The sequence below is a fragment of the Streptomyces nidicola genome (assembly GCF_050106155.1).
In the GTDB taxonomy this organism is placed as follows: Bacteria; Actinomycetota; Actinomycetes; order Streptomycetales; family Streptomycetaceae; genus Streptomyces.
Genome location: NZ_JBNBPI010000001.1, coordinates 5,183,030 through 5,206,835 on the forward strand (window position 1 = coordinate 5,183,030; position 23,806 = coordinate 5,206,835).

Annotated in this window: 17 protein-coding genes and 3 rRNA genes; 17 read left to right on the forward strand and 3 right to left on the reverse strand. The window is 66.9% G+C overall.

Features of this window, described 5'->3' with window-relative positions:
* Positions 1-76: 76 nt before the first annotated feature.
* From proC to ACOKM3_RS23665, 12 genes are all read left to right on the forward strand, one after another.
* Complete coding sequence (gene proC, locus ACOKM3_RS23610) at positions 77-901, forward strand: pyrroline-5-carboxylate reductase (protein ID WP_426903029.1); 825 nt, start codon at positions 77-79, stop codon at positions 899-901.
* A 685-nt stretch (positions 902-1,586) separates the two neighbouring features.
* A 16S ribosomal RNA gene (locus ACOKM3_RS23615) occupies positions 1,587-3,112 on the forward strand.
* A gap of 308 nt (positions 3,113-3,420) precedes the next feature.
* Positions 3,421-6,544 (forward strand): 23S ribosomal RNA (locus ACOKM3_RS23620).
* Between the two features lie 89 nt (positions 6,545-6,633).
* A 5S ribosomal RNA gene (gene rrf / locus ACOKM3_RS23625) occupies positions 6,634-6,750 on the forward strand.
* The 16S, 23S and 5S rRNA genes sit together here, the layout of an rRNA operon.
* Positions 6,751-6,822: 72 nt before the next feature.
* Positions 6,823-7,467, forward strand: coding sequence for an HAD family hydrolase (locus ACOKM3_RS23630; RefSeq protein ID WP_426903030.1), 645 nt, complete (start codon positions 6,823-6,825; stop codon positions 7,465-7,467).
* Positions 7,468-7,547: 80 nt separating this feature from the next.
* Positions 7,548-8,801: an MFS transporter gene (locus tag ACOKM3_RS23635; protein WP_426903031.1), complete on the forward strand. Its 1,254-nt coding sequence runs from the start codon at positions 7,548-7,550 to the stop codon at positions 8,799-8,801.
* A complete protein-coding gene (locus tag ACOKM3_RS23640) occupies positions 8,752-9,927 on the forward strand; it encodes an acetoin utilization protein AcuC (RefSeq protein ID WP_426903032.1) in 1,176 nt (391 codons plus the stop codon). The genes ACOKM3_RS23635 and ACOKM3_RS23640 overlap by 50 nt, the downstream gene beginning before the upstream one ends.
* A gap of 351 nt (positions 9,928-10,278) precedes the next feature.
* Entirely contained in the window at positions 10,279-11,094 is an 816-nt protein-coding gene (locus ACOKM3_RS23645; protein WP_266711275.1) for a phosphatase, read from the forward strand.
* Between the two features lie 129 nt (positions 11,095-11,223).
* Positions 11,224-11,433 carry a helix-turn-helix domain-containing protein gene (locus tag ACOKM3_RS23650; protein WP_266711274.1) on the forward strand — a complete coding sequence of 70 codons (210 nt, stop codon included), beginning with the start codon at positions 11,224-11,226 and terminating at the stop codon, positions 11,431-11,433.
* A 150-nt stretch (positions 11,434-11,583) separates the two neighbouring features.
* Positions 11,584-11,682, forward strand: coding sequence for a 30S ribosomal protein bS22 (locus ACOKM3_RS23655; RefSeq protein WP_003948845.1), 99 nt, complete (start codon positions 11,584-11,586; stop codon positions 11,680-11,682).
* Positions 11,683-11,964: 282 nt separating this feature from the next.
* A complete protein-coding gene (locus tag ACOKM3_RS23660; protein WP_426903033.1) occupies positions 11,965-13,041 on the forward strand; it encodes an NAD-dependent epimerase/dehydratase family protein in 1,077 nt (358 codons plus the stop codon).
* A gap of 14 nt (positions 13,042-13,055) precedes the next feature.
* Positions 13,056-14,105, forward strand: a complete 1,050-nt coding sequence (locus tag ACOKM3_RS23665; RefSeq protein ID WP_426903034.1) for a lysophospholipid acyltransferase family protein — start codon at positions 13,056-13,058, stop codon at positions 14,103-14,105.
* A gap of 211 nt (positions 14,106-14,316) precedes the next feature.
* Here ACOKM3_RS23665 and ACOKM3_RS23670 read toward each other — a convergent pair whose 3' ends face one another.
* From ACOKM3_RS23670 to ACOKM3_RS23680, 3 genes are all read right to left on the reverse strand, one after another.
* Positions 14,317-15,549 carry a DUF5667 domain-containing protein gene (locus tag ACOKM3_RS23670; protein WP_426903035.1) on the reverse strand — a complete coding sequence of 411 codons (1,233 nt, stop codon included), beginning with the start codon at positions 15,547-15,549 and terminating at the stop codon, positions 14,317-14,319.
* Between the two features lie 261 nt (positions 15,550-15,810).
* Positions 15,811-16,635, reverse strand: a complete 825-nt coding sequence (locus tag ACOKM3_RS23675; RefSeq protein WP_426903036.1) for an ECF subfamily RNA polymerase sigma factor, BldN family — start codon at positions 16,633-16,635, stop codon at positions 15,811-15,813.
* Positions 16,636-16,973: 338 nt separating this feature from the next.
* On the reverse strand, positions 16,974-17,912 hold the full coding sequence (locus tag ACOKM3_RS23680) for an HAD family hydrolase (protein WP_426903037.1): 939 nt from the start codon (positions 17,910-17,912) through the stop codon (positions 16,974-16,976).
* Positions 17,913-18,018: 106 nt separating this feature from the next.
* Between ACOKM3_RS23680 and ACOKM3_RS23685 the strand changes: the two genes are divergently transcribed.
* From ACOKM3_RS23685 to ACOKM3_RS23705, 5 genes are all read left to right on the forward strand, one after another.
* Entirely contained in the window at positions 18,019-18,306 is a 288-nt protein-coding gene (locus ACOKM3_RS23685) for a glutaredoxin family protein (RefSeq protein WP_426903038.1), read from the forward strand.
* A gap of 352 nt (positions 18,307-18,658) precedes the next feature.
* Positions 18,659-19,456 (forward strand): redox-sensing transcriptional repressor Rex, encoded by a 798-nt coding sequence (locus ACOKM3_RS23690; protein WP_426903039.1) that lies wholly within the window; start codon positions 18,659-18,661, stop codon positions 19,454-19,456.
* The gene (locus ACOKM3_RS23695; protein ID WP_426903040.1) at positions 19,453-21,081 is read left to right on the forward strand and encodes a glutamyl-tRNA reductase; all 1,629 of its coding nucleotides are present in this window, start codon (positions 19,453-19,455) and stop codon (positions 21,079-21,081) included. The genes ACOKM3_RS23690 and ACOKM3_RS23695 overlap by 4 nt, the downstream gene beginning before the upstream one ends.
* Positions 21,078-22,040, forward strand: a complete 963-nt coding sequence (hemC, locus tag ACOKM3_RS23700) for a hydroxymethylbilane synthase (RefSeq protein WP_426903041.1) — start codon at positions 21,078-21,080, stop codon at positions 22,038-22,040. The genes ACOKM3_RS23695 and hemC overlap by 4 nt, the downstream gene beginning before the upstream one ends.
* Positions 22,037-23,716, forward strand: a complete 1,680-nt coding sequence (locus ACOKM3_RS23705; RefSeq protein ID WP_426903042.1) for a bifunctional uroporphyrinogen-III C-methyltransferase/uroporphyrinogen-III synthase — start codon at positions 22,037-22,039, stop codon at positions 23,714-23,716. The genes hemC and ACOKM3_RS23705 overlap by 4 nt, the downstream gene beginning before the upstream one ends.
* Positions 23,717-23,806 lie beyond the last annotated feature (90 nt).

Sequence of the window (23,806 nt, forward strand, 5' to 3'; positions counted from 1 at the left end):
CGGGCACACCCGATGCGAGGATGCCCCTGAACGACGGGACGAGGACGAACGCCGCACACGGAAGGCCCACAGTCACATGAGCCAGCACACCCGCCACAAGGTCGCCGTACTCGGCACGGGCAAGATCGGCGAAGCCCTGCTCAGCGGAATGATCCGCGGCGGCTGGGCCCCGAGCGACCTCCTGGTCACGACCCGCCGCCCCGAACGCGCCGATGAGCTCCGCAGCCGCTACGGCGTCACCCCGGTCACCAACCAGGAGGCGGCCAAGCAGGCCGACACCCTGATCCTCACGGTCAAGCCTCAGGACATGGGCACGCTCCTCGACGAGCTGGCCCCGCACGTCCCCTCCGACCGCCTGGTGATCAGCGGCGCGGCCGGCATCCCCACCACCTTCTTCGAGGAGCGCCTCCCGGAGGGCACCCCGGTGGTCCGCGTCATGACGAACACCCCGGCCCTGGTCGACGAGGCCATGTCCGTCATCTCCGCCGGCACCCACGCGACGAGCGCCCACCTGTCGCACGCCGAGGAACTCTTCGGCTCGGTCGGCAAGACCCTCCGCGTCCCCGAGTCCCAGCAGGACGCCTGCACGGCCCTCTCCGGCTCGGGCCCGGCCTACTTCTACTTCCTGGTGGAAGCCATGACGGACGCGGGCATCCTCCTCGGCCTCCCGCGCGACAAGGCCCACGACCTCATCGTCCAGTCCGCCATCGGCGCGGCCACGATGCTCCGCGACAGCGGCGAACACCCGGTCAAGCTCCGCGAGAACGTGACGTCCCCCGCCGGCACGACCATCAACGCGATCCGCGAACTCGAGAGCCACGGCGTACGAGCCGCCCTCATCGCCGCCCTCGAAGCCGCCCGCGACCGCAGCCGCGAACTGGCCTCCGGCAACAACAACTGACCTGCGTACGAGCCCGGGGCGTGAAGTTGACACGCCCTGGGCCCGTCCGTAGTGTTCTCCGAGTTGTCCGCCGTGAGCGCCGACTCCGGTCGGTCCCCGGGCAACCATTCCGCAAGACCTCTTAAACGCTCGACGACTGGCTTCTGCTCGGTCGTCGTCTGCATTTACGTGCGTCTTTGCGAAATGAGGAATCCACGTTCGAAAGGACGTGACCCCGATTAGCTCGGGGGCCGGGAATCCGCTAAAGTCTCACTCGTCGGAACGGCCCAACACCCGGGAAGACAAACCCCCCTGACTGGGAATCAGGCCCGAAAGGATCTGATAGAGTCGGACTCGCCGGAAAGCCGAAAGGCCGGAAAGCGAAGCGGGACCGAGGAAAACGGATCGGAAAACGATCTGATAGAGTCGGAAACGCAAAACAGCAAGACCGAAGGGAAGCGCCCGGAGGAAAGCCCGAGAGGGTGAGTACAAAGGAAGCGTCCGTTCCTTGAGAACTCAACAGCGTGCCAAAAATCAACGCCAGATATGTTGATACCCCGTCTCCAGCATCTGCTGGGGCGAGGTTCCTTTGAAAAGTCCTGCTTAGGTCTCTGACCGGCAGGCGCACAGCGAGGACGCTGTGAACGGTCGGATTATTCCTCCGACTGTTCCGCTCTCGTGGTGTCACCCCGATGACGGGGAAACATTCACGGAGAGTTTGATCCTGGCTCAGGACGAACGCTGGCGGCGTGCTTAACACATGCAAGTCGAACGATGAAGCCCTTCGGGGTGGATTAGTGGCGAACGGGTGAGTAACACGTGGGCAATCTGCCCTTCACTCTGGGACAAGCCTTGGAAACGAGGTCTAATACCGGATAACACTCCCATTCTCCTGGATGGGGGTTAAAAGCTCCGGCGGTGAAGGATGAGCCCGCGGCCTATCAGCTTGTTGGTGAGGTAATGGCTCACCAAGGCGACGACGGGTAGCCGGCCTGAGAGGGCGACCGGCCACACTGGGACTGAGACACGGCCCAGACTCCTACGGGAGGCAGCAGTGGGGAATATTGCACAATGGGCGAAAGCCTGATGCAGCGACGCCGCGTGAGGGATGACGGCCTTCGGGTTGTAAACCTCTTTCAGCAGGGAAGAAGCGAAAGTGACGGTACCTGCAGAAGAAGCGCCGGCTAACTACGTGCCAGCAGCCGCGGTAATACGTAGGGCGCAAGCGTTGTCCGGAATTATTGGGCGTAAAGAGCTCGTAGGCGGCTTGTCACGTCGATTGTGAAAGCTCGGGGCTTAACCCCGAGTCTGCAGTCGATACGGGCTAGCTAGAGTGTGGTAGGGGAGATCGGAATTCCTGGTGTAGCGGTGAAATGCGCAGATATCAGGAGGAACACCGGTGGCGAAGGCGGATCTCTGGGCCATTACTGACGCTGAGGAGCGAAAGCGTGGGGAGCGAACAGGATTAGATACCCTGGTAGTCCACGCCGTAAACGGTGGGCACTAGGTGTGGGCAACATTCCACGTTGTCCGCGCCGCAGCTAACGCATTAAGTGCCCCGCCTGGGGAGTACGGCCGCAAGGCTAAAACTCAAAGGAATTGACGGGGGCCCGCACAAGCAGCGGAGCATGTGGCTTAATTCGACGCAACGCGAAGAACCTTACCAAGGCTTGACATACACCGGAAACGTCCAGAGATGGGCGCCCCCTTGTGGTCGGTGTACAGGTGGTGCATGGCTGTCGTCAGCTCGTGTCGTGAGATGTTGGGTTAAGTCCCGCAACGAGCGCAACCCTTGTTCTGTGTTGCCAGCATGCCCTTCGGGGTGATGGGGACTCACAGGAGACCGCCGGGGTCAACTCGGAGGAAGGTGGGGACGACGTCAAGTCATCATGCCCCTTATGTCTTGGGCTGCACACGTGCTACAATGGCCGATACAATGAGCTGCGATACCGCAAGGTGGAGCGAATCTCAAAAAGTCGGTCTCAGTTCGGATTGGGGTCTGCAACTCGACCCCATGAAGTTGGAGTTGCTAGTAATCGCAGATCAGCATTGCTGCGGTGAATACGTTCCCGGGCCTTGTACACACCGCCCGTCACGTCACGAAAGTCGGTAACACCCGAAGCCGGTGGCCCAACCCCTTGTGGGAGGGAGCTGTCGAAGGTGGGACTGGCGATTGGGACGAAGTCGTAACAAGGTAGCCGTACCGGAAGGTGCGGCTGGATCACCTCCTTTCTAAGGAGCATCTAGGCCGCCAAACGTTGTTTGGTGGTCCAGGGCCATTACGTCGGCAAACGTTCGACGGTGGTTGCTCATGGGTGGAACGTTGATTATTCGGCACGATCGGTTGGCTTCACTAGTACTGCTTCGGCGTGGAACGTGAGAGTGAACAGGTCGGGCCGGGCACGCTGTTGGGTATCTGAAGGTACGGGCTGTAGAGCCTGATCCTTCAGTGCCGGCCCCAGTACACTCGAACCTGCTGGTTCGGGGTGATGGGTGGTTGGTCGTTGTTTGAGAACTGCACAGTGGACGCGAGCATCTGTGGCCAAGTTTTTAAGGGCGCACGGTGGATGCCTTGGCACCAGGAACCGATGAAGGACGTGGGAGGCCACGATAGTCCCCGGGGAGTCGTCAACCAGGCTTTGATCCGGGGGTTTCCGAATGGGGAAACCCGGCAGTCGTCATGGGCTGTCACCCGCTGCTGAATATATAGGCAGTGTGGAGGGAACGCGGGGAAGTGAAACATCTCAGTACCCGCAGGAAGAGAAAACAACCGTGATTCCGGGAGTAGTGGCGAGCGAAACTGGATGAGGCCAAACCGTATACGTGTGAGACCCGGCAGGGGTTGCGTGTACGGGGTTGTGGGATCTCTCTTTTACGGTCTGCCGGCCGTAAGACGAGTAAGAAACCGTTGATGTAGGCGAAGGACATGCGAAAGGTCCGGCGTAGAGGGTAAGACCCCCGTAGTCGAAACATTAGCGGCTCGTTTGAGAGACACCCAAGTAGCACGGGGCCCGAGAAATCCTGTGTGAATCTGGCGGGACCACCCGTTAAGCCTAAATATTCCCTGGTGACCGATAGCGGATAGTACCGTGAGGGAATGGTGAAAAGTACCGCGGGAGCGGAGTGAAATAGTACCTGAAACCGTGTGCCTACAAGCCGTGGGAGCGTCGCGCAAGGAACTTGTTCCTTGCGTCGTGACTGCGTGCCTTTTGAAGAATGAGCCTGCGAGTTTGCGGTGTGTTGCGAGGTTAACCCGTGTGGGGAAGCCGTAGCGAAAGCGAGTCCGAATAGGGCGATTTAGTAGCGCGCTCAAGACCCGAAGCGGAGTGATCTAGCCATGGGCAGGTTGAAGCGGAGGTAAGACTTCGTGGAGGACCGAACCCACCAGGGTTGAAAACCTGGGGGATGACCTGTGGTTAGGGGTGAAAGGCCAATCAAACTCCGTGATAGCTGGTTCTCCCCGAAATGCATTTAGGTGCAGCGTCGTGTGTTTCTTGCCGGAGGTAGAGCACTGGATAGGCGATGGGCCCTACCGGGTTACTGACCTTAGCCAAACTCCGAATGCCGGTAAGTGAGAGCACGGCAGTGAGACTGTGGGGGATAAGCTCCATGGTCGAGAGGGAAACAGCCCAGAGCATCGACTAAGGCCCCTAAGCGTACGCTAAGTGGGAAAGGATGTGGAGTCGCAGAGACAACCAGGAGGTTGGCTTAGAAGCAGCCACCCTTGAAAGAGTGCGTAATAGCTCACTGGTCAAGTGATTCCGCGCCGACAATGTAGCGGGGCTCAAGCGTACCGCCGAAGTCGTGTCATTGCAGCATATACGCCCAACGGCGGCTGTGATGGGTAGGGGAGCGTCGTGTGCCGGGTGAAGCAGCACCGGAAGGTAGTTGTGGACGGTTCACGAGTGAGAATGCAGGCATGAGTAGCGATACACACGTGAGAAACGTGTGCGCCGATTGACTAAGGGTTCCTGGGTCAAGCTGATCTGCCCAGGGTAAGTCGGGACCTAAGGCGAGGCCGACAGGCGTAGTCGATGGATAACCGGTTGATATTCCGGTACCCGCTGTGACGCGAAAGACATCGAATCCAGTGATGCTAAGGCCGTGAAGCCGTTCCGGACCCTTCGGGGAATGGAAAGTGGTGGAGCCGCCGGCCCAAGCTGGTAGTAGGTGAGCGATGGGGTGACGCAGGAAGGTAGTCCAGCCCGGGCGATGGTAGTCCCGGGGTAAGGGTGTAGGGCGCTGTCCAGGTAAATCCGGACAGCTTGTGCCTGAGACCTGATGCCGAGCCGATTGTGGTGAAGTGGATGATCCTATGCTGTCGAGAAAAGCCTCTAGCGAGTTTCATGGCGGCCCGTACCCTAAACCGACTCAGGTGGTCAGGTAGAGAATACCGAGGCGTTCGGGTGAACTATGGTTAAGGAACTCGGCAAAATGCCCCCGTAACTTCGGGAGAAGGGGGGCCATTCCTGGTGATTGGACTTGCTCCATGAGCTGGGGGTGGCCGCAGAGACCAGCGAGAAGCGACTGTTTACTAAAAACACAGGTCCGTGCGAAGCCGTAAGGCGATGTATACGGACTGACGCCTGCCCGGTGCTGGAACGTTAAGGGGACCGGTTAGTCACATTTCGGTGTGGCGAAGCTGAGAACTTAAGCGCCAGTAAACGGCGGTGGTAACTATAACCATCCTAAGGTAGCGAAATTCCTTGTCGGGTAAGTTCCGACCTGCACGAATGGCGTAACGACTTCTCGACTGTCTCAACCATAGGCCCGGTGAAATTGCACTACGAGTAAAGATGCTCGTTTCGCGCAGAAGGACGGAAAGACCCCGGGACCTTTACTACAGTTTGATATTGGTGTTCGGTTCGGCTTGTGTAGGATAGGTGGGAGACTTTGAAGCGGCCACGCCAGTGGTTGTGGAGTCGTCGTTGAAATACCACTCTGGTCGTGCTGGATGTCTAACCTGGGTCCGTGATCCGGATCAGGGACAGTGTCTGATGGGTAGTTTAACTGGGGCGGTTGCCTCCCAAAGAGTAACGGAGGCGCCCAAAGGTTCCCTCAGCCTGGTTGGTAATCAGGTGTTGAGTGTAAGTGCACAAGGGAGCTTGACTGTGAGACCGACGGGTCGAGCAGGGACGAAAGTCGGGACTAGTGATCCGGCGGTGGCTTGTGGAAGCGCCGTCGCTCAACGGATAAAAGGTACCCCGGGGATAACAGGCTGATCTTCCCCAAGAGTCCATATCGACGGGATGGTTTGGCACCTCGATGTCGGCTCGTCGCATCCTGGGGCTGGAGTCGGTCCCAAGGGTTGGGCTGTTCGCCCATTAAAGCGGTACGCGAGCTGGGTTTAGAACGTCGTGAGACAGTTCGGTCCCTATCCTCTGTGCGCGTAGGAATATTGAGAAGGGCTGTCCCTAGTACGAGAGGACCGGGACGGACGAACCTCTGGTGTGCCAGTTGTCCTGCCAAGGGCATGGCTGGTTGGCTACGTTCGGAAAGGATAACCGCTGAAAGCATCTAAGCGGGAAGCCTGCTTCGAGATGAGTATTCCCACCCCCTTTGAGGGGTTAAGGCTCCCAGTAGACGACTGGGTTGATAGGCCGGATCTGGAAGCACCGTAAGGTGTGGAGGTGACCGGTACTAATAGGCCGAGGGCTTGTCCTCAGTTGCTCGCGTCCACTGTGTTGGTTCTGAAACCATGAACAACCGTCGAAGCCGATTGGCTACGGCTCCGGTTGACAGTTTCATAGTGTTTCGGTGGTCATAGCGTGAGGGAAACGCCCGGTTACATTCCGAACCCGGAAGCTAAGCCTCACAGCGCCGATGGTACTGCAGGGGGGACCCTGTGGGAGAGTAGGACGCCGCCGAACTATTTTTAGAGAAAAGCCCCGGACCGGGATACGGTCCGGGGCTTTTCTGCGTTTAGGGTCGAGGATATGGGCATGCGCTATGACCTCGTCATCTTCGACAACGACGGTGTACTCGTCGACAGTGAACCGATCTCCAACACGCTCCTGGCCGGTTATCTCACCGAGCTCGGGCACCCGACCTCGTACGAGGAATCCCTGCGGGACTACATGGGCGCCGCCATGCACCGCGTGCACGATGTGGTTCTCGAGCGGACCGGGCAGCGGCTTCCCGAGGACTTCGATGACGTCTTCCACGCGAGGGTGTTCGCGGCGTTCGAGCGGGAGCTGGAGCCGGTCGACGGGGTCGTCGAGGTGCTGGAGAAGCTGACGGCCGACGGGGTGCCGTTCTGCGTGGCGTCCTCCGGGAGTCATGAGCGGATCCGTGTCGGGCATCGGAAGACCGGGCTCGACAAGTGGTTCGGGGACGAGCGGATCTTCAGCTCGCAGGATGTGGGGCGGGGGAAGCCGGCGCCCGATCTGTTTCTGTATGCGGCGGAGCGGATGGGGGTGCCGCCGGAGAAGTGCCTGGTCGTTGAGGACAGCCCGCTCGGTGTGCAGGCTGCCGTCGCCGCCGGGATGGATGTGTACGGGTTCACCGCCATGACGCCCGCCGAGCGACTCGACGGTGCCGATGAACTCTTCGACGACATGCGGGAGTTGCCGCGGCTCCTCGGCTGACTGCGGCCGAGGTCACGGTCGGCCCATGGTTTTGTGATCCATCTACCCACGGGTAGGGCGGAGGCCTACGCTGTGCCGCCATGACCGATGGCACAGCCGGGACGGCCGGCACGGTGGGTGGGCGGCTGCGGTGGGGTCGCGGGACGCTGGGGTTCAGCTTCTTCGCGCAGGGTGTCGCCTTCGCGCTGCTCGTGACCCGGATACCCGCCATTCAGGACCAGTACGGGATATCCGACGCGCTGCTGCCCGTGTTCCTGGCTGCCGTGCCGGTGCTGGCCGGGGTCGGGAGCGTGGGCACCGAGCAGTTGGTGAAGAGGGTGCGGCCCAGCCGGGTGCTGCGGTGGTCGCAGCCCGTTGTGCTCCTGGCGCTGCTCGGGGTCGGGGCCGGGGACTCGGTGGCCGAAGTGGCCGTCGCGCTCGCCGCGTTCGGTCTCGCCGTAGGGGCCCTGGACGCCTCGATGAACATGCTCGGCGTCAGCCTGCAGCGGGCGTACGGGCGCAGCATCATGCTCGGGTTCCACGCCGCGTACAGCCTCGGTGGGATCGTCGGGGCGTCGCTCGCGTGGGTCGGGGCGCACTGGGATCTGACGCTGTTCGTGTCGTATCTGCCGGTGGCGTGCGTGCTGTTGCCGCTCTGTCTCGTGGCGAGCCGGTGGTACGTGGACGGGCGGGCGGCCGACGCGGAGCAGGCGGTGCGGGAGCAGGAGCAGGGTGGCGGGATCGTTTTCAAGCTGCTGTTGCCGCTCTGCCTGGTGATGTCCTTCGCGTACATCGGGGACTCGACGGTCTCGAACTGGAGCGCAAAGTATCTCCAGGACGTGCTGGGGAGTTCGGAGCAGATGTCGACCGTTCCGTACAACGTCTACATGGTGATGACGCTGGTGGGGCGGTCCGTCGGGGACGTGGGGGTGCGGAGGTTCGGGGCGGTGGCCGTGGTGCGGTTCGGGGCCGTCGTGGCTGCCGGCGGGTTCGGTGTGGTGGCGCTTGCGCCGGGGGAGTGGGTGGGGATCCTCGGGTTCACGCTGCTGGGGCTCGGGTTGTGCGTGATCGTGCCGCAGACGTTCGCCGCGGCGGGGAGGCTGTTCCCGAAGGCGTCCGATGCGGCGGTGGCGCGGCTCAATATCTTCAACTACGTGGGCTTTCTGGTGGGTTCGCCGCTTGTGGGGGCCATCGGGGACGCGTGGAGTTACCGCGGGGCGATGCTCGTGCCGATGGCGTTGGTGCTGATGACGCTGGTGTACGCCCCGTCGTTCCGGGAGAGGGGGGACCGATACGGTGGCGGGCATGAGCGGCCGCGCGCAATTGATGTGGGACCCGGCGGTAGCGGGGTATGACTTCGGGCCCGGACACCCGATGGATCCGGTCAGGCTTGATCTGACCCGGAGACTGGTGGACGCGTTCGGGCTCGACCGGGAGTTGGATGTCGTCGCGGCCAAGGCGGCCGGGGAGTCGACGTTGCGGCTCGTGCATCGCGAGGACTACGTGGAGGCGGTCAAGGCCGCGTCCGTCGATCCTGCGGCGGCCGATCCGGCGTACGGGCTCGGGACCATGGACGATCCGGCGTTCGCCGGGATGCACGAGGTGTCCGCGCTGATCGCCGGGCAGTCGGTGGGGGCCGCGGAGAGCGTGTGGCGGGGGGACGCGCTGCACGCCGTGAACTTCTCGGGTGGCCTGCACCATGCGATGCCCGGGGCGGCGTCCGGGTTCTGCGTGTACAACGATGCCGCGCTGGCGATCGCGCGACTGCTGGAGCTGGGCGCCGAGCGGATCGTGTACGTGGATGTGGACGTGCATCACGGGGACGGGGTGCAGGCGGCGTTCTGGGAGGACCCGCGGGTCCTGACGATCTCGCTGCACGAGCATCCCCGTACGTTGTTCCCGCAGACCGGGTGGCCCGAGGAGACCGGGGCGGACGGGGCCGGTGAGGGGACGGCCGTGAACGTGGCGTTGCCTGCGGGGACCGGGGATGCGGGGTGGCTGCGGGCGCTGCATGCGGTGGTGCCGGAGTTGTTGGCGGAGTTCCGGCCGCAGGTGCTTGTGACGCAGCACGGGGCGGATACGCACTTCGAGGATCCGTTGGCGCATTTGGCCGTTTCCTTGGACGCGCAGCGGGCCGTGCAGGTCGCTTGCCACGAGTGGGCGCACGAGTACGCCGACGGGCGGTGGGTGGCCCTGGGTGGGGGCGGGTACGCCGTGGTGGATGTGGTGCCGCGGTCGTGGACGCATCTCGTGGGGATCGCGGCGGGGCGGGAGATCGCGCCCGAGTCGGTGATTCCTGAGGGGTGGCGGCAGGAAGTGTTCGCCCGTACGCGGCAGTTGGCTCCGCAGCGGATGACGGATGGGCGGTGGCCCGTGTCGTACCAGGGGTGGGAGGCGGGGTACGACCCCGCGGACCGGCTCGACCAGGCGGTTCTGGCTACGCGGAAGGCGGCGTATCCCCTGCGGGGGCTGTTGCCGTGATCGGCGGGCGGCGCCGGGGTCTTTGAGCGGTGCCGGGGTTGGCGCCTTCCGTAGGTGCGGCCTGCACCGGGGTGCCGCCTTGCCCACCCTGCCGCCCAAGGCGGCAGATTGCCCAAGGCGGGTGCGGTCGATCGTGAGGGGTGGGGAGCCGGGGGCGGTGGGCGGTTGTCCGGGGCGGGTGCGGTCGACCGTAAGGCGGGTGCGGTCGATCGTGAGGGGGGGGCGGGGGCGGAGGGCCGTTGTCCGAGGCGGGTGTCGGGCGATCGTGAGTGGGGTTACGGGTTACTCCGACCGTGGGGTGTTTGGGGGAAAGTGGGGAATGGGGCGGGGCAATGGCGCAACATCGCAAGGGTGTTGAGCGTCGGCGCCCTGCGGGCGCATCTGTTGGCGGCTCGGCTTGCCGGGCCCGTGGCGACCTCCCGCGAGGAGAGTCTGCGGAGCTACCGCCTGTTCGAGGCGCGGGATCCGCGGGTGATGCTCGGGCTCGACCCCGAGTGGGCGTGGGGGCACCGCGATCTGCTCGCGCTGATGGCGGACAAGTGCGGGGTCTCCGGGGACCCGGGGCACCGCACGGGGCACGATGTCATCGATCCGGAACGGACCCTGGCCGCGCTCGACGCGTTTGCGGAGCGCCTCGGCCGGGCCGCCGAGAGCCGTTCCCCGGTGCTGTTCGGGACGGGGCATCCGCATCGACTGCTCGGTTTCTACGCCGCGTTGGCGGACGCCCTGTCGGCGGTGGGCTGCCCCGTCCTCACCCCCGCGCAGGGTCGGAGTATCGACATAACGACCCGGTTCGGCCTACGCACGTACAACCTCGACTACGACCGAGGAGTCGCGCTGGTGCGTGAACCGGGCGCGTACCCGGTGCGAAGTGAGACCGGCGCGCACACCCACTCACCACTCCCGGTTCGCCTGGTGCTCGGGGCGCTCTCGGAGGCCGGCGAGCCGCTGCCCGAGTTGGTCATCGGGGACCACGGATGGGTTTGCGGTGCAGGTCAGTTGGGGTTCGACGCCATCGGTCTGGCCGATACGGACGATCCCGCCCTGTTCGTCGGTGAGGCCGAGGGGCAGGTGTCCGTCGTCGTTCCACTTGATGACGCTGTGCGGTCTGATTACTACCGACCGCTTACTCGCTATGTACTCAATCGAGCGTGTCTGTCACAGTAGGCGGCCGATCGCTGCTCCTCTTCCCCACTCGCATCACCCGCCTCTACATTGGGGAGTGAGCACGCAACGACGTTGAGTCACCGGAAGGGGAAGCCGGTGGCCGTCGAGTGCGGAAGGTTCAGGTGTGTCATGGCTGCTGACCAGAGGCCTCTATCCGAGGTGGCGTTCCTGACCGTGGCGGAGGTCGCCGCGGTGATGCGAGTGTCGAAGATGACCGTGTACCGCTTGGTGCACAGCGGTCATCTGCCCGCGATCCGGGTGGGGAGGTCATTCCGAGTCCCGGAGAACGCGGTTCATGAGTACCTCCGCGACTCCTACGTGGGGGTGGACGCCGGCTGATCCAGGGGGTCCCGCGGACCTCGATTTCTGCTCGGCGCTCGGAGCGGGGTAGGCTAGCCCCTCGTAGGTCGTGTGGGCCCCAATGCAGCCCCGCACCGAGTGATTGTCCCTGCATCGCAGGGGTTGTCCGAGAAGTGAGCGAGGGTAGTCGTGGGCTCTGTCATTAAGAAGCGGCGTAAGCGGATGGCTAAGAAGAAGCACCGCAAGCTGCTGAAGCGCACCCGCGTGCAGCGTCGCAACAAGAAGTAAGCGGCAGCTGCTGTACAGCGCGCCTTGTGGCCCTTCCACCATCCGGTGGGAGGGCCACATTGCGTTGTGCGGACCGCGTGTCGGACCGGGTGGGGGCGGCACGGGGGACAGGTCCCTTGAACAGGCAATTGTTCACTTCGGAACCTCCCGTTACCTGCGAGTGTGGCTGTCGTCACTTCCTGCATCGAGCAGACATCACAGCGCAACATCGAACCGCTAACGTGGCCCGCAAGCAGTGATTGCGGAGCGCGGCGGGGCTGGGACGGAAGGTAGGCGCTGATCTTGGGCAAAGTCGTGCTCGTGACAGGGGTGGCCCGACAACTGGGCGGCCGGTTCGTACGCAGGATCCAGCGGGACCCCGAAGTCGACCGGGTCATCGGCGTGGACGCGGTGCCGCCGGCGCACCATCTGGGCGGTGCCGACTTCCTGCAGGCCGACATCCGGCAGCCGACCATCGCGCGGGTGCTCGCCGAGTACGCCGTGGACACGGTCGTGCACATGGACGTGACCGGGACCCCGCTGGCGAGCGGTGGCCGCGGCACGGTCAAGGAGACCAACGTCATCGGCACGATGCAGCTGCTCGGCGCGTGCCAGAAGGCGCCGAACGTGAAGCGCCTGGTGGTGAAGTCCAGTACGAACGTCTATGGCTCCGCGCCGCGCGACCCGGCCGTCTTCACCGAGACGACGCCGCCGAAGTCGCTGCCGAGCGGGGGCTTCGCCAAGGACACCGTGGAGGTCGAGGGCTATGTGCGCGGGTTCGCCCGGCGCCGTCCCGACGTCGCGGTGTGCGTGCTGCGCTTCGCCAACATCCTTGGGCCGACGGCCGATTCACCGCTCGCCGAGTACTTTTCGCTGCCGGTCCTGCCGACCGTGTTCGGCTACGACCCGCGGCTGCAGTTCGTGCACGAGGACGACGTGATCGAGGTGCTGCGGATCGCCTCGCACGAGCCGGCCCGGGCCACGTTGAACAGCGGCACGTTCAATATCGCCGGTGACGGTGTGCTGCTGCTGTCGCAGTGCTCGCGGCGGCTCGGCCGGCCGACGGTGCCGGTTCTCCTGCCCGCCGTGACCTGGGTGGGCGGCGCGCTGCGTACGCTGGGGGCGACGGACTTCTCGCCCGAGCAGATCCGGCTGCTCACGCACGGACGGATGGTGTCGACGGTCCAGATGCGCGACACACTGGGCTTTGAACCCAAGTACACGACCGCGGAGGCCTTCGCGGAGTTCGTACGCGGCCGGGGCCCGGGACTGCTGCCGCCGCAGGCCCTCGCGGGGGCCGTCGACCGGATCGCCGCGCTGCCCTTCCTGGGCGGTGCCCGTACAGGCCCCAGCCACCCCCCGACGCAGAGCGCCAACTGAGGAGCGCATCAACGATGGCGGACGCCAAGGTCATTCCGTTCGACGACGACAGGTCGCGAGGGGCGGCGGCGAAGGGTGCCGCGCGCCGCGGCCGGGGCCCGGGGGCCGGCAAGCGCCGCAAGGGCGAACCCGTGGCCGTACGGGAGGTGCGGCCCTTGCAGCAGCCACCGTCCGAACCCGCGCCCGAACCGGGGCCCGAGGAGCCGGGCGAGCCGTCGCAGGGCGGCGGTTGGGAGCGGAAGATCGCGGGTGGGCTCGCGTTTCTGCGCCGTCGGATCACCGGAGACTACGAGGTCGACGAGTTCGGTTACGACGAGGAGCTCACCGACCAGGTCCTGATGTCGCTGCTCCGGCCGGTCGCGGAGAAGTACTTCCGGGTCGACGTGAAGGGCATCGAGAACATCCCGTCCGAGGGCGGGGCCCTGATCGTCTCCAACCACTCCGGGACGCTGCCGCTCGACGGCCTGATGATGCAGGTCGCCGTGCACGACAACCATCCGGCGGGCCGCCACCTGCGGCTGCTCGCGGCCGACTTGGTGTTCATGCTGCCGGTGGTCAACGAGCTGGCGCGCAAGGCCGGGCACACGCTGGCCTGCGCGGAGGACGCGCAGCGGCTGCTCGAGAGCGGTGAGCTGGTCGGCGTCATGCCGGAGGGCTTCAAGGGCGTCGGCAAGCCGTTCAGCGAGCGGTACAAGCTGCAGCGCTTCGGGCGGGGTGGCTTCGTGTCGACCGCGCTGCGCGCCGGCACGCCGATCGTGCCGTGCTCGATCGTCGGGGCGGAGGAGATCTACCCGATGGTCGGCAACGCCAAGACCCTGGCGCGGCTCCTCGGCTTCCCGTACTTCCCGATCACGCCCACGTTCCCGTGGCTCGGGCCGTTGGGGGCGGTGCCGCTGCCGACGAAGTGGACGATCCAGTTCGGCGAGCCGATCCCGACGGACGGCTATCCGCCGGAGGCGGCGGAGGATCCGATGCTGATGTTCAACCTGACGGACCAGGTCCGCGAACAGATCCAGCACACGCTGTACAAGCTGCTGGTGCAGCGCAGGTCGGTGTTCTTCTGACGGACGGTGCGGCTGTGCCCGGCCGACGGACGGAGTCCGGCGCGGCTGTCCGAAGCCTGCGAAGCAGTGCGAGGGCAGCAGACGGAAGGGGTCAAGCTGTTGGTGCAGCGCAGGTCGGTGTTTTTCTGAAGCGGTGGTTTTCTGAAGTGGCGTTCTTCTGAACGAGACAGGGCCCGAGGCAAGCCTCGGGCCCTGTTTGCTGCGCGGTGCGCTACTTCGCGTCCTCGCCGTCGACGCCCAGGCCCGGCAGGAGGCCCGGGAGCAGCGGGGGCACCGTCACGTCCGGCTTCGGGGAACCCGTGCCGGTGTTGGAGTCCGGGCTGTCGTCCGAGGAGGGCGGGGTCGTCTTGTCCTTCGGCGGGTCGAGGAGGCCGCCCGTGTTCTCACCGAGCAGGCCCTCCTCGTCCTTGCCGGTGTCGGACGTGGACGGCTTCGGCTTCGTCGACGTCTTGTCGTCCTCGGAGGCGGAGCCGGAACCGGACGGGGTGGAGCCGCCGGTGTCCGGGGACCCCGGCGACGTACCGTCCTGGCTGCTGCCCGGGCTCGTCGCGCCGTTCTTCTCGTCCGGGGTCCGCGGCAGCAGGGAGCGCAGCGGGCCGACCTCTTCGTCTATGGCGTCGAAGACCGAGCTGACCTGATCCCGTACGTCCCCGAGCTGGACCGGCAGGCGGTCGCTCAGGGCCGTCCAGCTCTGCCTGTGCGCGTCGGAGAAGGCGGACAGGGCCTGGATCGGGCCGAGGGCGCCGTCGCGCTTGTACGCGTCGCTGAGGAGCCTGTGGCCCTCGGAGGCGTCGTACTGCACGCCGGAGAGCGCGCGCCTGACCTCACCCACGGACTCGTGGTCGAGCTGTCCGGTGCGGCCGCGCTCCATGAGCCGCCGCGCCTCGCTCAGCCGCGTCGATGCCTGGTCGAGGTAGGCCTGCCCCTTGTCGGAGTCGCTGTGCGCCATGCCCAGCTTGAGGTCCTCCATGCCGCGCTTGAGGCCGTAGAGGTGGTCGCCCGGCAGCGCGCTGGACGACGCCGCGGCCACACCGCTGAACGCGCCCGCGGCCACTCCGACCGTGAGTCCGCCCGCCGCGATGCCCTTGCTCAGCCGGGAGCGGGGCCGCAGCTTGCGCAGCGGACTCGCCCGGTGGGCGCCCTTGCCCTGGCGTTGCTTGGGTACGGAGGTGGCCGCGCCGCCCTCCTGGACCATGGCCTCCATGGCGGCGACGAGCTGCGCCCGCTGCACCACCTTGACCTCGGGATCGAACTCCGGCTTCGGCAGCTCGCCGAGCGCCGCGGCCAGGGACAGCAGCCCGCCCTCCTCGGCCGACGCCGCATCGCTGCGCAGGGCGGCCGGTTCTTCTTCCGGTTGCTGCGCCGCCGGGTCCTGGTCGGACTGGTCCTCCAGGGCCTGGGCGAAGGCGTTCGCCCGCCGGTGTGCCGAGACGTTCGCGATCACTGGCGGCACCTCCTCTCAATCATGACGGTCGACTCCCCAGGGGGTCCTGGGGTTGCACCCCCGGTCCGGATACACACCAAAGAGTGAGTGAATTCCGGTCGGGAGTGACCACAGGGAGCCTGCATCCCGCACAACGAGCGGCTCGGTACTTGGGTTACGCGCGAAAGATGATCCGGGCGCGATCCCATCTCGCTTTCACCGTAGGTGAGTTGGGGACTGCGGGCAGTAACGGCCCCAGGGGTGAAGAAGAGACCCCCGGGCTCAGCGGGCGTCGTCCGGCAGAAGGCGCGCCAGGGTGCGCACCGCCCGGTACTGGAGGGTCTTGATCGCGCCCTCGTTCTTGCCCATCGCGCGAGCGGTCTCGGCGACGGACAGGCCCTGCAGGAAGCGCAGCGTGACGCACTCCTGCTGCTGTGGGTTGAGGCGGCGCACGGCGTCGAGCAGGGCCGCGTTCGAGAGGGACTCCAGGACGGAGTCCTCGGGGGAACGCTCCACCTCGTTCGCATCGAGCATTTCGCCCGTGGTCACCTCGAGGCGGAAGCGGCTCGACTTGAAGTGGTCCGCGACCAGGTTGCGCGCGATCGTGACCAGCCAGGCGCCGAAGTCGCGGCCCTGCCAGGTGAACGTGCCGATGCGGCGCAGCGCGCGCAGGAAGGTCTCGCTGGTGAGGTCCTCCGCGGTCGCCTTCCCGCCGACGCGGTAATAGATATAGCGGTACACGGTGTCGCTGTACTGGTCGTAGAGCCGGCCGAACGCGTCGGCCTCGCCCCCCTGGGCGCGCTCGACCAGGTCCATCATGCGGGCACTGTCGCTGTCGGCCGCGGGACGGCGGGCCGTAGGTGTGGCCGACCTGGCAGCGGTGCCCGAGGTGCCGGCGGACCCGGAACGGGCCCGTCTGCCGACGGTGGCCGCGGTCGAATCGGCCATGGCGAAACATGGCGAGGCAGGGGCGGGCACGGCCGACGCCGCCGCAGCGGCGAGGGCGGGGACGGCGTACGCGGTGGGGACGAAACCGCGCAGGCGGTCCACGACCGTCGCGTGCAGCGTAGCCAGGCCCGAGGCGTCAACCCCGACGTGTGGGTACACGGGACTCCCAGAGGCAGAGCTTCCATCACGTGCAGTGCGGGACCGTTCACCCGTCGTGCTGACGCGTGGGTACCGGTTTGCGTCTGAGGAGAATAACGCTTCGTGCAGGGAGGACTACACCCAGTTGCTCAAATCACCGATTACGTCACTTCTGTAGTCGCTCGAAGGCGTTTCAAGTACCAGAGAGTGACCACTTGTTGATCGATTACGTTCAAGTTCAGGCTCTGGTGGTGACGTGTTGTGGCCGAGTGGTACTTGCGGGACTGGCGGGAGCGGGACACGGGTAAGACGTACGGAATGTCGTCCTCGACCGCTCGGTGACCGTAGGCGATCGACCGTCAGCGACGGCGCCGGTGCAGTGCGATCGCCGCGGCAGTGCCGCCCGCGACCGCGCCGACGCCGGCCGCGGCGGGGATCCCGACCTTCGCGGCCTTGCGGCCCGTGCGGTAGTCCCGAAGGCGCCAGTCGCGCTCGCGCGCGTACTTGCGCAGCTTCGCGTCCGGGTTGATCGCGTACGGGTGGCCGACGAGCGAGAGCATCGGGATGTCGTTGTGCGAGTCGCTGTACGCGGCGCAGCGGCCGAGCTCCAGGCCCTCGGCGGAGGCGAGCGCGCGGACCGCCTCGGCCTTCGCGGGCCCGTGCAGCGGTTCGCCGACGAGCCTGCCGGTGTAGACGCCGCCGATGGACTCGGCGACCGTGCCGAGCGCGCCGGTCAGGCCGAGGCGGCGGGCGATGACCGTGGCGATCTCGACGGGCGCGGCGGTGACCAGCCACACCTTCTGGCCCGCGTCCAGGTGGGCCTGGGCGAGGGCGCGGGTGCCGGGCCAGATCCGCTCGGCCAGGTACTCGTCGTAGATCTCCTCGCCGATGGACATCAGCTCGGCGACGCGGTGGCCCTTCACGATGGACAGGGCGCTGTTCTGTGCGTCCTGCATGTGCTCGGGGTCCTCGACGCCCGCGATCCTGAACCAGGCCTGCTGCCAGGCGAATCGGGTCAGTTCGCGGCGCTCGAAGAACTTCCGCTTGTAGAGGCCGCGGCCGAAGTGGAAGATCGCGGCGCCCTGCATCACCGTGTTGTCCAGGTCGAAGAAGGCGGCGGCCTTGTCGTCGCCCGCGACCGGGAACTCCGGTTCCTGTGCGTCCTCGTCGACCGGCGGGGCCTGGTCCTCCAGCTCCTGGGAGGACTTGCGGGCGGCCTCGGCCGAAGCCTCGCCTGCCAGCACGCTCCGCGCGGTGGCGGAGCGCCTACGGGGTGTGAGCCATCCGAGAGCGGCCATGTCGTGAGCATAGCCAGTCTGTTCGGGGGTTCCGGAGTCGAGCGGGTTTCGGGAGCCTGTCCGCACGTGAATTCTCGGCGACAGGAGGGCCGCGTGTGGGGCGAGAATGGCCGGTATGAGTCCCATTTTTCGTACCCGCGAGAAGAAGGATCCGCGTGAGCGGATCGTCACGCTGATCGGGAAGCCCGGCTGTCATCTGTGCGACGACGCACAGTCGGTGATCGAGAAGGTGTGCGCCGAGGTCGGCGCGTCCTGGGAGAAGAAGGACATCACCGAGGACGAGGAGCTGTACCGCAAGTACTGGGAACAGATCCCGGTCGTTCTCGTCGACGGAGCGCAGCACGATTTCTGGCGCGTGAAGGAGGAGCGGCTGCGGCACGCGCTCACTCGGTGACGGTCCGCAAACGAAGCCCCAGGTCGGTCGCGGTCCGGTCGCACACATCACTGACCGACCAGTCCAACTGGTCCCAAAAGTCGCTTAGGATCGGGGGCGGTTTTGGTCTCGGGGGCGTGGATCTTGGCAACGTTGAGGAGAGTGTGCCGTTTTGGCCCCCACAGGTGAGCAACGAAGCTACCTGCGCGCCGGTTCCACGGAGGCGCGCGGGGCGTGCGTGAGCCCGGTCACGTTGGCCGGGCAAATCGGACACCATCTTTGTGCACGCGTTCACAAAGACATAGCCTGCATTCGACGGGGCGGTCGAGTAGCAGGGTGCCGCCCACAGCCCCGCTCTACCCGCAGGAGCACCGTGGCAACTGGCCGAACTCACCGACCGGCGACCCGCAGCCGAGGAATTCCCGAGGCCACCGTCGCCAGGCTTCCGCTGTACCTCCGAGCCCTCACCGCTCTGTCGGAGCGCTCGGTGCCCACGGTCTCCTCCGAGGAGCTCGCGGCCGCCGCGGGGGTCAACTCCGCGAAGCTGCGCAAGGACTTCTCGTACCTCGGTTCGTACGGAACGCGCGGCGTGGGCTACGACGTCGAGTACCTCGTCTACCAGATCTCACGCGAGCTGGGCCTGACGCAGGACTGGCCGATCGTGATGGTCGGTATCGGTAACCTCGGTGCGGCGCTTGCCAATTACGGTGGTTTCGCCTCGCGCGGCTTCCGCGTCGCGGCCCTGATCGACGCCGATCCGGCGATGACCGGCAAGTCCGTCGCGGGCATGGCCGTGCAGCACGCCGACGACCTCGAGAAGATCATCGACGAGAACGGCGTCTCCATCGGCGTCATCGCGACCCCGGCCGGTGCCGCGCAGCAGGTGTGCGACCGGCTCGTCGCCGCGGGTATCACCTCCATCCTGAACTTCGCGCCGACGGTGCTCTCCGTTCCCGACGGCGTCGACGTGCGCAAGGTCGACCTCTCCATCGAGCTCCAGATCCTCGCCTTCCACGAGCAGCGCAAGGCCGGCGAGAGCCCCGTGGAGGAGGCCGAGGGCGCGGTGGGCCTCGAGGGCCCGGCCGCCAAGGTCACCAAGCCCGCCGCCGCGAAGAACAACGACGAGCGCAAGGGACCCGACGGGGACGTTCCCGCCGTGATGCCGGCATGAGCCTCCTCGTCGTAGGCCTGAGCCACCGCAGCGCCCCCGTCAGCGTTCTGGAGCGTGCCGCGCTGAACGCGGACACCCAGGCCAAGCTGCTGCAGGACACGCTTGCCGCCGAGCCGGCCGCCGAGGCCGCGGTGCTCGCGACCTGCAACCGCATCGAGCTGTACGCGGACGTGGACAAGTTCCACGCCGGTGTCGCCGAGCTGTCGACGCTGCTGGCCCAGCACAGCGGGGTCGGTCTCGAAGAGCTCACTCCCTATCTTTATGTGCACTACGAGGACCGGGCGGTGCACCACCTGTTCTCGGTGGCGTGCGGGCTCGACTCGATGGTGGTCGGCGAGGGCCAGATCCTCGGCCAGATCAAGGACACCCTCGCGCGCGCCCAGGAGCTGCACTCCGCGGGCAAGCTCCTCAACGACCTTTTCCAGCAGGCCCTGCGGGTGGGCAAGCGCGCCCACTCGGAGACCGGGATCGACCGTGCCGGGCAGTCGCTCGTCACCTTCGGCCTGGAGCAGCTCGCCGCCGGGCAGCCGGTAGAGGCGTGGGCGCAGGGCAAGCGGGCGCTCGTTATCGGCGCAGGATCGATGTCCTCGCTCGCCGCGGCCACGCTCGCGCGGGCCGGAGTCGCCGAAGTCGTCGTCGCCAACCGGACGATGGAGCGTGCCGACCGCCTCGTAGAGATCTTGGGAGAGTCCGGTACGGCGGCCCGTGCCGTCGCGATGGACGCCGTGGCGGACGAACTGACACGTGCCGACGTCGCCATCTCCTGCACCGGTGCGACCGGTCTCGTACTGACCGCCGAGGCAGTACGTTCCGCGGTCGCGGGCCGTACGCCGACCGCGGGCAGCGAGGTGCCCGTCGCCTCGACTCCCGCCGCCGGCAAGGCCGGAAGCGACAGCCGCTCCGTCGAGACGGTGCGCGGTGGCTTCTCCGTCGAGGGTGAGGCCGCGGTCGCCGGGTTCGACGCCGCCGCCCTTGAGCAGCACGGCGCCTGGGTCGACAACGCGCCCGGCGAGCAGGTCCGCCTCTCCGAGGCCGAGACCATCGCCGCCCTCGCCGTCGCCGGACGGGTGCCGGAGATGCGCCGCGAGCGCACCCCCGAGCCCGTACGACAGGTGGCGCTCGCCCTTCTCGACCTGGCGATGCCGCGCGATGTCGACGCGGCCGCGCACCGGATCGACGGGGTCCGCCTCGTCGACATCGAATCGCTCGCCGACGCCTCCGCGGACGCCCCCATGGCCGCCGACGTCGACCTGGTGCGGACCATCGTGGCCGACGAGGTCGCCGCGTTCGGTGCCGCGCAGCGGGCCGCGCACATCACCCCGACCGTCGTCGCGCTGCGCACGATGGCAGCGGACGTGGTGGCGAGCGAGATCGCCCGGCTCGACGGCAGGCTCCCGGGCCTGGACGAGAAGCAGCGCGCGGAGATCACCCAGACCGTGCGGCGCGTGGTGGACAAGCTGCTGCACGCGCCGACCGTACGGGTCAAGCAGTTGGCCGCCGAGCCCGGCGGCGCCGGGTACGCGGACGCCCTGCGGACCCTGTTCGACCTGGACCAGGAGACGGTCGCCGCCGTCTCCCGGGCCACCCCCCACGAAGCAGAAGGCAAGAATCGAGGCCCGGCATGACCGCCGAGAAAGCCCTGAGGCTGGGCACCAGGCGCAGCAAGCTGGCCATGGCCCAGTCCGGGCAAGTGGCCGAAGCCGTACGTCAGTTGACCGGCCGCGAGGTCGAGCTTGTGGAGATCACCACGTACGGTGACACCTCCCGCGAGCACCTCGCGCAGATCGGCGGCACCGGAGTCTTCGTCACCGCGCTGCGCGACGCGCTCGCCAAGGGCGAGGTCGACTTCGCGGTGCACTCCCTCAAGGACCTGCCGACCGCGCAGCCCGCTGAGCTGGCCCTCGCCGCCGTACCGGTGCGCGAGGACCCGCGGGACGTGCTGATCGCGCGCGACGGACTGAAGTTCACCGAGCTCCCCGAGGGTGCCCGCGTGGGTACCGGTTCGCCGCGTCGCATGGCGCAGCTGAACGCGTACGCGCGCAGCCACGGCATACGGATCGAGACCGTGCCGATCCGTGGGAACATCGACACCCGGATCGGCTTTGTCGAGAAGGGCGAGCTGGACGCGGTGGTCCTCGCGGCCGCGGGGCTCAGCCGTACCGGTCGCAGCGGGGAAGTCACCGAGTTCCTCCCGACCGACATGATTCTGCCCGCCCCCGGCCAGGGGGCACTGGCCATCGAGTGCGCCGCCGACAACGGTGGACTCGTGGCCATGCTCGCCGAGTTGGACGACCCGTTCACGCGGGCCGCCGTGACCGCCGAGCGAACCCTGCTCGCCGCCCTGGAGGCCGGCTGCAGCGCACCTGTGGGGGCGCTGGCCGACCTGCTGGCCGACGGGCAGACTGCCAAGGAAATGCGCCTGCGCGGCGTCGTCGGTACCACCGACGGCTCCGAGCTGGTGCAGCTGACCACCACCGGTCCCGTGCCCTCGTCCGAGGACGAGGCGCTGGCACTCGGGCGGGAACTCGCCGCCGAGATGCTGGCCAAGGGTGCGGCCGGTCTGATGGGGGAGCGAGCACGATGAGCCCCACCACCGCTGTATCGACCGCCTGTGCACCTGGGCACGTCACCTTCCTGGGTGCGGGTCCCGGAGATCCGGGACTACTGACCCTCAGGGCCGTGGAGGCCCTGTCCCGAGCGGATGTGCTGATCGCCGAGCCCGAAGTGCTCGACGTCGTGCGGACGCATGCCAAGGCCGGCGTGACCGTCCTCGACGCCACGGGTGCCCCCGAGCGCGCGGCGACCGCTGACGGCTCGTCAACTGCCGTCATGGTCCCGGCTCTGAGGGACTGGGCCAATCTTGTCATGGAGGCCGCGCGGGGCGGCAAGCGGGTCGTGCGTGCGGTCACCGGGGACCCCGGCCTCGACACGTACGCGGCCGAGGAGATGCTCGCCTGCGCGAGCGAGGGCATCACCTTCGAGGTCGTGCCCGGCATCGCGGCGGCCGTGGGCGTGCCCGCGTACGCCGGAGTGCCGCTCCGTGACGAGCAGGGTGCCGACGTCCGCTTCGTGGACGCGGCCACCGCCTCCGAGCGCTGCTGGACCGAGGTCGGCGCGTCCGACGGCACGGTCGTCGTGTCGACGACGCTCGACTCGGTGGGCGCCGCGGCCGGTGAGCTGGTGGCGGCGGGCCGCAAGCCCGACACCCCGCTGTCCGTCACGGTCGCCGGTACGACGACGCGCCAGAAGACCTGGACGGCGACGCTCGGCACGATCGCGCAGACGCTGAAGCAGGCCAAGGTGCTGCCGTCGCCGGAGGGCAACCGCCCGGTGATAGCCGTGGTCGGTGAGCGTTCCGCAGCCGCCCAGCGCGACCAGCTGTCGTGGTTCGAGTCGAAGCCGCTGTTCGGCTGGCGTGTACTCGTCCCGCGTACGAAGGAGCAGGCGGCGTCGCTCTCCGACCAGCTTCGTTCCTACGGCGCCGTGCCGCACGAGGTGCCGACCATCGCGGTCGAGCCGCCGCGCACGCCGCAGCAGATGGAGCGCGCGGTCAAGGGCCTGGTGACGGGCCGCTACGAGTGGATCGCCTTCACCTCGGTGAACGCGGTCAAGGCCGTCCGTGAGAAGTTCGAGGAGTACGGGCTCGACGCCCGCGCCTTCGCCGGGATCAAGGTCGCGGCGGTGGGCGACCAGACGGCGCAGGCCCTCATCGCCTTCGGCGTGAAGCCGGACCTGGTGCCGAGCGGCGAGCAGTCGGCCGCGGGTCTCCTGGAGGACTGGCCGCCGTACGACCCGGTCTTCGACCCGATCGACCGTGTCTTCCTGCCGCGGGCCGACATCGCGACCGAGACCCTCGTCGCCGGGCTCATCGAGCTGGGCTGGGAGGTCGACGACGTCACGGCGTACCGGACCGTGCGTGCGTCGCCGCCGCCTGCGGAGACGCGTGAGGCGATCAAGGGCGGTGGCTTCGACGCCGTTCTGTTCACGTCGTCGAGCACGGTGCGCAACCTGGTCGGCATCGCGGGCAAGCCGCACAACGTGACGGTGATCGCCTGCATCGGCCCGGCGACCGCCAAGACGGCGGAGGAGCACGGCCTGCGGGTCGACGTGATGGCTCCGGAGCCGTCGGTGCTCAAGCTGGCGGCCGCGCTCGCCGACTTCGGCACCAAGCGGCGGGTCGCCGCGATCGAGGCGGGTGACCCGGTCACCCGGCCAAGCGAGCGGCGACCCGGGTCGCGGCGCAGGCGCGCGGCTCCGTAAGGAAGAGTGTGGGGCGGGCACGTTCGGGCTTGAGGGCCCGGGTGCCCGCCCTTCTGGTTCACGGGTTTCACGTAGGTAGTAGGTAGAGGT